Origin of the sequence: Ciceribacter sp. L1K22 (assembly GCF_017599385.1) — a bacterium.
GTDB lineage: Bacteria > Pseudomonadota > Alphaproteobacteria > Rhizobiales > Rhizobiaceae > Allorhizobium.
This window is the reverse complement of the sequence record NZ_JAGFPK010000001.1, coordinates 1,988,897-1,997,440: the sequence shown is the minus strand read 5'-3', so window position 1 is coordinate 1,997,440 and position 8,544 is coordinate 1,988,897. Positions and strand designations below refer to the sequence as shown.

The 8,544-nt window shown below is 63.2% G+C and carries 8 protein-coding genes and 1 tRNA gene; 3 read left to right on the top strand and 6 right to left on the bottom strand.

Features of this window, described 5'->3' with window-relative positions; all coding sequences use genetic code 11:
- Window positions 1–465: 465 nt before the first annotated feature.
- From J5J09_RS10010 to J5J09_RS09990, 5 genes are all read right to left on the bottom strand, one after another.
- Window positions 466–2,712, bottom strand: coding sequence for a heavy metal translocating P-type ATPase (locus J5J09_RS10010; protein ID WP_208549740.1), 2,247 nt, complete (start codon window positions 2,710–2,712; stop codon window positions 466–468).
- A 149-nt stretch (window positions 2,713–2,861) separates the two neighbouring features.
- Window positions 2,862–4,343, bottom strand: coding sequence for a trigger factor (gene tig, locus J5J09_RS10005; RefSeq protein ID WP_208549735.1), 1,482 nt, complete (start codon window positions 4,341–4,343; stop codon window positions 2,862–2,864).
- Between the two features lie 185 nt (window positions 4,344–4,528).
- Window positions 4,529–4,613, bottom strand: a tRNA-Leu gene (locus J5J09_RS10000).
- A 143-nt stretch (window positions 4,614–4,756) separates the two neighbouring features.
- Entirely contained in the window at window positions 4,757–5,350 is a 594-nt protein-coding gene (locus J5J09_RS09995; RefSeq protein ID WP_208549733.1) for a GDYXXLXY domain-containing protein, read from the bottom strand.
- Complete coding sequence (locus J5J09_RS09990; RefSeq protein WP_208549730.1) at window positions 5,347–6,453, bottom strand: DUF2157 domain-containing protein; 1,107 nt, start codon at window positions 6,451–6,453, stop codon at window positions 5,347–5,349. Before J5J09_RS09990 ends, J5J09_RS09995 begins: the two co-directional genes overlap by 4 nt.
- Before the next feature lie 622 nt (window positions 6,454–7,075).
- Here J5J09_RS09990 and J5J09_RS09985 point away from each other — a divergent pair.
- Window positions 7,076–7,222: a DUF1127 domain-containing protein gene (locus tag J5J09_RS09985; RefSeq protein ID WP_208549729.1), complete on the top strand. Its 147-nt coding sequence runs from the start codon at window positions 7,076–7,078 to the stop codon at window positions 7,220–7,222.
- 98 nt (window positions 7,223–7,320) lie between these two features.
- Here J5J09_RS09985 and J5J09_RS09980 read toward each other — a convergent pair whose 3' ends face one another.
- The gene (locus J5J09_RS09980; RefSeq protein ID WP_208549728.1) at window positions 7,321–7,953 is read right to left on the bottom strand and encodes a CatB-related O-acetyltransferase; all 633 of its coding nucleotides are present in this window, start codon (window positions 7,951–7,953) and stop codon (window positions 7,321–7,323) included.
- On the opposite strand from J5J09_RS09980, the gene J5J09_RS09975 reads away from it, so the two are divergent.
- Both J5J09_RS09975 and J5J09_RS23015 read left to right on the top strand, forming a co-directional pair.
- Complete coding sequence (locus J5J09_RS09975; RefSeq protein ID WP_208549725.1) at window positions 7,952–8,209, top strand: hypothetical protein; 258 nt, start codon at window positions 7,952–7,954, stop codon at window positions 8,207–8,209. The two genes, J5J09_RS09980 and J5J09_RS09975, sit on opposite strands and share 2 nt — an antisense overlap.
- 105 nt (window positions 8,210–8,314) lie before the next feature.
- Window positions 8,315–8,458 (top strand): DUF1127 domain-containing protein, encoded by a 144-nt coding sequence (locus tag J5J09_RS23015; RefSeq protein ID WP_208549721.1) that lies wholly within the window; start codon window positions 8,315–8,317, stop codon window positions 8,456–8,458.
- The last annotated feature ends 86 nt before the right edge of the window (window positions 8,459–8,544 follow it).

Genomic DNA, 8,544 nt, shown 5'->3' with positions numbered 1-8,544 from the left:
ATAAAAACCGCCGAACGGGGTACCGGAAGGTACCACTATACTAAACTAACGAGGTGCCCCCGGTACCCCGTCCGCTTCCCCTGTGTTTCGAGTGACGGGGAAGGAAATTACAGGTGATGCCGAACCGGAGGGGGAGAGCCTCTGCGGGGTTTTGCGGTGCGCGGGATTTGGGAGGGGATGGATCGAGGAGATGGATGATGCAGCGATACTTGGAGAAGGCAGCGCATGCCCCTCATCCGCCTGCCGGCACCTTCTCCCCGCCTGCGGGGAGAAGGAAGATGGAGCGCCGGCGGTACCTCGAGTCCCTTCTCCCCGCCTGCGGGGAGAAGGTGGCGGCAGCCGGATGAGGGGCACTGGGCGATGACCAAGCTTGCGGAGCACCACCCGGCACGCCCTCATCCTGAGGCGCCCTCGCCAACGCGAGGGCCTCGAAGGATCAGGCGGGGCACAGCCCCGGCGGTCCCCTCACCTCGCATTCAGCAGCCGCAGCGCGTTCAGCGTCACCAGAACCGTCGCGCCGGTGTCGGCGAGGATGGCGGGCCAGAGGCCGGTGATGCCGGCGATCGTGGTCACCAGGAAGACGGCCTTCAGCCCAAGCGCCATGGCGATATTCTCGGTGATGTTGCGCATGGTGCGGCGCGAGAGCGCGATCATCGCGGCGATATCCCCGACCCGACCGTGCAGGCTCGCGGCATCGGCCGTCTCCAGCGCCACATCGGTGCCGCCGCCCATCGCGATGCCGATATCGGCGGCGGCGAGCGCCGGGGCGTCATTGATGCCGTCGCCGACCTTGCCGACGATGAAGCCGTCCCGCTTCAGCTCGCCCACGATGCGCTGCTTGTCGTCGGGCATCAGCCCGGCGCGGACCTCGATGCCGAGTTTTTCGCCGATGGCCTTGGCCGTCACAGCATTGTCGCCGGTCAGCATCACCGTGCGGATACCGGTCGCCTCCAGCGCCCGCAGGCCGCTCGCGGCATCGCCGCGCGGTTCGTCGCGCATGGCAATGGCGCCGGCCGGACGGTCGTCGATTACCAGCACGGAAACGGTCTTGCCCTCGCCATGCAGCCCCTCGAACGCGGCCAACGCTGCGTCCGAAAGCACTGCCCGCTCGCCCGCCGCCGTCGGCGAACCGAGGAAAAGCGCATGACCATCCACCAGACCCTCGACACCCTTGCCGCCGATCGCGCGGGCATCCTTCGCCGCCGGGATATCGATGCCGTCGGCCGCGGCCTTAGCGAGGATCGCCATCGCCAGCGGATGGCTGGAGTCGGCCTCGAGCGACGCCGCCAGCCTCAACGTTTCGGCTTCGGTCGACTCGAACGCCAGGACATCGGTGACCTTCGGACGGCCCTCGGTCAACGTGCCTGTCTTGTCGAAGGCGACCGCCGTGAGCTTGCCAAAACCCTCCAGAACCGCGCCGCCCTTCAAAAGCAGGCCGCGGCGGGCACCGGCGGAGAGCGAGGCGGCAATCGCTGCAGGCGTCGAGATGACGAGCGCGCAGGGGCAGCCGATCAAAAGGATCGCGAGACCCTTGTAGACCCATTCGCCCCACTCCGCCCCGAAGACGAGCGGCGGCAGAACCGCGACCAGCGCGCCGACGGCGACAACGCCCGGCGTGTAGTACTTCGAAAAACGGTCGATGAAGCGTTCCGTCGGTGCCTTCTTCTCCTGCGCCTCGTCGACGAGGCGGACGACGCGGGCAATCGTGTTGTCTTCCGCCGACGCGGTGACCCGGACCCTGAGCGCCGCATCGCCATTGACCGTGCCGGCGAAGACAGTGTCGTCCACACCCTTGCGCACCGGCACGCTCTCGCCGGTCACCGGCGCCTCGTCGATGGCGCTGTCGCCGGAGAGGATCACGCCGTCGGCGGAGATGCGGTCGCCGGGCCGGACGAGGATGACGGAACCGACGGCGAGCGTCTCGGCCGGCACCTCGCGGGTCTTGCCGCTCTCGTCCAGGAGCGCCGTCTTCGGCACGAGCTTGGAGAGCGCCCTGATACTGTCGCGTGCCCTGCCCGCCGCGACACCTTCCAGCAATTCGCCGACGAGGAAGAGGAAGACGACCATGGCCGCCTCCTCAGTCGCGTCGATGAACAGCGCGCCAACAGCGGCAATGGTCATCAGCGTCTCGATGGAAAACGGCGTGCCGGCCAGCGCCGCCATCAGGGCGCGGCGAGCGATCGGCAGGAGGCCGACCAGCATGGCGAGCGTGAAAGCGGCGGTTTCGATTTGCGGGAACGCCAGGCCCACCCCGTAGGCGGTGACCAGCGCCAGACCAGCCAGAATCGTCAGCCGCCCCTTGCGCCCCTTCCACCAGGGGCCCTCTATCGGGCCGTGATCGTGGCCATGCAGGCCTTCGACAGAGGCGATCCCGTCGCCCGATGCCCTCGGCGAATGATCATGGCGCGCGTGATCGTGACCGTCGTGATCGTGATCATGGCCGCAGGAATGCCCGTGATTGTGAAGCTCCTCCCGCTCGCCCGGCTGGCGGGGCACGATGCGGACGACGGAATAGCCGAGGCCGGAGACCTTCATGCCGATCGCCTCAATGTCGCCCTCGCCGTCGTGGCGAACGGTCATCGTGCCGGCCGTCACCGAAACGGAAACTTCCTCGACGCCTGGCATGCGGCGGACCGCCGTGTCGATCTTGCTGGCGCAGGAGGCGCAATCCATTCCACCGATGCGGAAGCGGGTTTCGGAGAGAGTGCTCATCATACATCCTTTCGACTGATGGCAGCCCTTCTAAAACCTCCAGTCACTAGAGGTGCAAGACCCGTTTTCGAAAAAATCGGGGCGGGACCCAAAAGCGGAAAGGCCGCCCCAAGGGACGGCCTTTCGCTGAACTCGATCGAAGCGCCGGATTACTCGGCGTCGGCTTCGTCGGCCTTCTTCTTCTTCGGAGCGGCCTTCTTCTTCGGAGCCTCGTCCGAAGCGTCGGCGGCGTCGTCAGCCTTGGCGGCCTTCTTCGAAGCGGCCTTCTTCTTGGCCGGCTTTGCGGCGTCGTCGCCTTCGTCGTCAGCAAGCAGCTCGTCCTTGGAGACGGTCTTGTCGGTGACGGTGACTTCGGTCAGCAGCTTGTCGATGACCTTTTCTTCGAAGATCGGGGCACGCAGCGAGGCGGCGGCGCCGGGGGTGTTGCGGAAGAAATCGAGGATTTCCTTCTGCTGGCCCGGGAACTGCTGCAGCTGGGCGTAAAGCGCGCGCTGCATTTCTTCCTCGGTTACCTCAACACCGGCCTTTTCGCCGATTTCGGAGAGAACGAGACCCAGGCGAACGCGGCGCTCGGCGAGCTTGCGGTATTCGGCGCGGGCTTCTTCCTCGGTGGTGTCCTCGTCCTCGAAGGTCTTGCCGGACTGGGCGAGATCGGTGTTGATCTGGCGCCAGATGTTTTCGAACTCGGCGTCAACCAGCTTGGAGGGCGTGTCGAACTTGTACATCTCGTCCAGCTGGTCGAGGATCTGGCGCTTGACCTTCTGGCGGGTGACGTTGCCGAACTGGCTTTCGATCTGGCCGCGGACGATTTCCTTGAGCTTGTCGAGCGATTCGATGCCGAGCTTGGTGGCGAGTTCGTCGTTGAGCTCGAGAGCGGCCGGAGCTGCCACGTCCTTGACGGTGATATCGAAGGTGGCTTCCTTTCCGGCAAGGTTGGCGGCCGGGTAATCGGCCGGGAAGGTCACGGTGATCACCTTCTCATCGCCAGCCTTCAGGCCGACGAGCTGGTCTTCGAAGCCCGGGATGAAGCGGTTGGAACCGATGACCAGTTCCGCGTCCTCGTCCTTGCCGCCGTCGAAGGCTTCGCCGTCGACCTTGCCGAGGTAATCCATGGTGACGCGGTCGCCGGTCGCGGCCTTGCCCTTCTTGGTTTCGAAGGTGCGGGCGTTCTCGGCGATCTTCTCGATCTGCTCGGTGACTTCGGCTTCGTCGATCTCGACGACTTCGCGGGTTACCCTGATCTTGTCGACCGGCTTCAGTTCGATCGGCGGGATCACTTCATAGGAAACGGTGAATTCGAAATCGGCTTCGGCGGCGAGGATCTTGTTGGCCTCGGCCTCGTCCTCGGTCATCGCGATTTCCGGCTGGGTCGCCGACTTTTCGCCACGCTCGGACAGGATGGCCGACGGACGGTCGCGGACGATCTCGTTGACCAGTTCGGCCATGATCGACTTGCCGTACATCTTCTTCACGTGCGACGTCGGTACCTTGCCCGGACGGAAGCCGTTGATGCGGACCTTGTCCTTGACCTCGGCGAGGCGCTCGTTCATCCGCTGTTCCATGTCCTTGGCCGGGATGACGACCTTCAGTTCGCGCTTCAGCCCTTCAGCGAGCGTTTCGATAACCTGCATGTTCATACCTTCATGTCGTGGCGGCCGTGCCCGGACAGCCGTGGTTTTCGCTATGAGCACGGCGCCGGAAAACAGTGTCCGGGCGTGTCTTCGTCATTCCTCAGGCGTTCGGTGGGTCAAACAATCGGGACCTGGACGGCTCGGAAACCGCCTGTCCGGTCGCGCATCGACCCGCGAAACCTGTCTGGTGCGGGTAGAGAGACTTGAACTCCCACGCCTTGCGGCACCAGAACCTAAATCTGGCGTGTCTACCAATTTCACCATACCCGCGTCCATCAGATCGCATGCCGCCCAAGGCGCATGGCCCCTCCGGAGCGCGCGTCTCTATATCACCCGATTTTCCCGGCGCAAAGAGAAAATGCGTTATATCCCGGTCCCATCGGGACCAGGGCGAACCACCAGCGGTTCGTCACTCAATAGAGAGGGTCACTATAAACCGGCTTGCCGTCGATGAACAGGGTGCGGACCTGGGCGCGGCCATCTTCGGCGACGCGGACCGCCATGGTGACGCGGCTGTCGTTGCGGGCGGCCTCGATCTCCAGCCCCTCGCCTTCCGGAACGTAGAAGCGCTCGATGCCGAAATCGGCGCGGTAGCTGTCGCCCTCGCCTTCCCACCCGTGGATCTCGAACGGCAGGCTCTTCAGCACGACGGTCCCGTCCTGCGGCGGCAGTTCGGAGAACGAGGCCTCGGTGCGGGTCCAAAGACCGTCGGCGCCCGGCGCCAGCCTGATCCATAGAACCGTTCGGCCAGCCTTCATCGGACGGGCGCCCTTCGCCTCGGAGAACGGAACCAGGGAGACGGGATAGGAGAGAACGACATAATCGCCGCGCAGAAGATCGCGCGGATCGACGGGTTCGGTGGCAAGCAGCACCTCCGTGCCACTGCGGAGGATGCCGGCGCGGCGCTCGATCTGGTAGCCGAGCACAGCGGTCATGAGCGCGGCGACGAGAATCGCAGCCGCAAGCGGGCGCAGGATCGATGGTCGGTCGCTGGCTAGGGTCGTCATGGAGCCTCCCTCGAGGCCGCGCGGGCGGCCAGCAGTTTTTCAAGACGGATCACGACGAAGGCGAGCATGGCGACGACGACGCCCGAAATCAGGAAGAAGCCCGAGGTGCCGAGCATGCTGTCGATCGTGACGAAGGAGAGATAGAGAACCTCGACCGAGAAGACGAGGTAGGCGAGATAGCGCGCCGCGCCGTTGTCGCGTCCTGCGAGTGCCAGGACCAGCACCGTCAGGCCGACCGTAACAGCTGCCAGAATCGCTCGACCGGCGGCTGTGTCATACACCATGTGCAATATGCCAAGCCCGATGACGGCGAGAACGAGTGCGTAAAAGGCCGGTGCCGCGCCGGACTGGTCGATGAAGGACGGAAGCGGGACGACGCGCTGACTGAGAACAGCGAAGAAGGCCGTGCCGAGCACCAGGTAGAGAATAGCGACCGTCGGCGATTCATAAAGGAAGTAGATCCAGATCAGGAAAGCGAGCGCCAGCGTGTAGACGAGATGGCGCACGCGCCCGGCCTGCGTCCACCAGACGAGCGCCAGCGTCGCAACCGCGCCGGCGATCACCGTCCAGGGATAGAGGCCGACCCACTCGAAATTGTGGTCGTCGAGATAATAGAGAAACAGGGCCCAGGTGAGGAGGCCGGCGGCTCCGGTCAGAGCAGCGGAGCGGAAGAGCGCAGCCGACAGCAGCGTGACGGACAGCCAGACGAGCATCGCATCCACCGCGTCGCCGGAGACATGGTAGAGCTGGCCGACCAGCGCGATGCCGCCGCCGAAGCTGGCGCAGCCAAGAATCAGCAGGGCGCCAGCGAGCCGCGGCGCATGCTGCCAGCCGGCAAAGGCGGCAGACAGATGGAAGATCCAGATCAGCGCGAGAATGCCGCCGATCTTCATCAGGCGCGGTATGTCTTCCCAGCCCGCAGCAACCAACAGCAGGATGGAGGCCGACATCAGGATGGCGGCGAGCGCCATCAGCACCGAACCGATACTGAAACTCGAGCGACGGCTGTCATATTCCTGAAGCAGCCGCTCCGCGACCGGCGCCTCCAGAAGTCCCATCTTCACCCAGCGCTCGAAATCCCGCGCCAGCCTGCCGCGATACATGCATCCACCCTTCCGCCCCGAGAGCGGCCTTCCGTTTTTTTCTAGGTTATACCGAGGCACATAAAAGACAATCGGCAAGCGATGGCCCATGCCGGCCAAAAGAGGGTCGTGCCGGCCATGCATCTGCCGCATGCCTTCCATGAATTTATTGCACTGCACAAAGCCGGACGCTTCAAGTATTACTTATTCAACGGCGGCGAACGAAGGACTTCCTGATTTCACCGCAACGAGCTTCGGTCATCGCGCATCCTCCTCCTCCCAGCGCATGGCCGAACGGCAGGTGACACTCCTCCTCCCAGTCATCTGCCACCTCAAATGACGCCCACCGGACCTCCTCCCCCGGTGGGCGTTATTGTTTCCAGGCTTCCCCTTTTCCGGCTGCATTCCCACCACACCCCGCAAACGCTTGCGGACGACCGACATTATGCCCGCCTCACGGCCTTGATGATGCATAAATGGGCATTTAACGCATTGGTAACCACGATGTCATGCGCTCTATGCATAGGTGGTCTCTGAACTTGGCTCTACAAGTTTTTCGCGGCGCAGCATATCTTAGCGTCATGGAATTAAGGCCGGAACGCAAAGAGGTTTCGGCGGCAGACAAACCGGAAAGAGGCTCATCATGAAAATCGCACGCTCGCTCAACAACTGGCGCAAGTACCGTCAGACCGTATCCGAACTCGGCCGCATGTCCGACCGCGAACTCAGCGACCTCGGCATTGGCCGCAGCGACATCCACCGCGTCGCTCGCGAAGCCATCGCAGGCTGATACAGCAGACATAACCGACCCTCCAGTCGGGTGCCTCAAAAGCCTCCCTCGCGGGAGGCTTTTTTTCATCGTGCAGAAGACAAGGCGTCGCGGGCTCGTCAAACAGCATGAAGCGCGGACAGATCGCCACTGGTCAGCGCGGCGAGGTTTTCCTCGATCCGCTCGATGGACCAGTCCCACCACGCGATCCGGAGAAGCTCGACGATGGTCTCGTCCGGGTAGCGCATGCGGATGACGGTTGCCGGATTTCCCCCGACCACGGCGTAGGCGGGAACATCGCGCGTGACGACCGAAGCCGCCCCGACAATCGCGCCCGCACCAATGCGCACGCCGGGCATGATGGTGGCGTCGTGACCGATCCAGACATCGTGACACACGATCGTATCCCTTACCGGCAAGTCCTTGTAACCAAAAGTCTCCGGCTTGAAGATCCGGAAGGGATAGGTGGTGAAGCCCGTCATCGGGTGGTTGGCGGAACTGGTGATGAAACAGCTTCCCCGCGCAATCTGCACGAACTTGCCGATCGTCAGGCGCTCTCGACAGCCCGGCCCCAGATACGGGGCCAAGATGTGCGCGGTATCCTCCGGCGCTCCCGAGTGGGTGTAGTAGCTGTAGTCCCCGACCTCGATGCGCGGGTGGTCGATGACATTCCGGAGATAAACCGTATCACGATAGACGGTGCCATCGGGCAATGTGATCGGGTGAATGGCGCCGGCATGCAGAAGCGGCATGGAAAACCTCGATATCGCAATGGAACACCCACTGCGCGAAGCTAGCGCCGCTCTGCGTGACGATCCATCGCATCCCGCGAATGTGGCCATGAAATATCTGAATGAACAGGAAAAAATCCGCTCCGAAACGGCGAAGCGGGTAACAGAGAAAACGCCATCGGGGCCGGATGATGAGAGCCCAACGGCAGGCTCATTTTTTCATCTCCGCCTACTCTTTGTTCACCACCCTGCACAAATGCATAGCAGGAGCACATAAATTGCACTGCACAACGTTATTAAACGCGTGTATAAAACACTCAATCGCTGATGCGGAATAACCCGCAGCACCGGCGCAAAAGAATTCAATCCGAGGAAACACACCATGAACCCGATTCGCATCGCAAAGAACTGGATCAGCTACCGTCGTACCATGTCCGAGCTGGGCAACCTGTCGAACCAGGCCCTGTCGGATATCGGCATCACCCGCTACGACATCCGCAACATCGCTTCCCGCTCCTTCCGTTAATCGGATCGCGCCAGCGAGGGTATTCGAAACGGCACCGGAAGGTGCCGTTTTTGATTCGGCGTCCAGCCAAACGGGCCGTGACCATC

Bases quoted from the DNA above. Each gene is read 5' to 3' on its own strand.
- J5J09_RS10010 (WP_208549740.1), bottom strand. From the start codon at position 2,712: ATGAGCACTCTCTCCGAAACCCGCTTCCGCATCGGTGGAATGGATTGC.
- tig (WP_208549735.1), bottom strand. From the start codon at position 4,343: ATGCAGGTTATCGAAACGCTCGCTGAAGGGCTGAAGCGCGAACTGAAG.
- J5J09_RS09995 (WP_208549733.1), bottom strand. From the start codon at position 5,350: ATGACGACCCTAGCCAGCGACCGACCATCGATCCTGCGCCCGCTTGCG.
- J5J09_RS09990 (WP_208549730.1), bottom strand. From the start codon at position 6,453: ATGTATCGCGGCAGGCTGGCGCGGGATTTCGAGCGCTGGGTGAAGATG.
- J5J09_RS09985 (WP_208549729.1), top strand. From the start codon at position 7,076: ATGAAAATCGCACGCTCGCTCAACAACTGGCGCAAGTACCGTCAGACC.
- J5J09_RS09975 (WP_208549725.1), top strand. From the start codon at position 7,952: ATGGAAAACCTCGATATCGCAATGGAACACCCACTGCGCGAAGCTAGC.
- J5J09_RS09980 (WP_208549728.1), bottom strand. From the start codon at position 7,953: ATGCCGCTTCTGCATGCCGGCGCCATTCACCCGATCACATTGCCCGAT.
- J5J09_RS23015 (WP_208549721.1), top strand. From the start codon at position 8,315: ATGAACCCGATTCGCATCGCAAAGAACTGGATCAGCTACCGTCGTACC.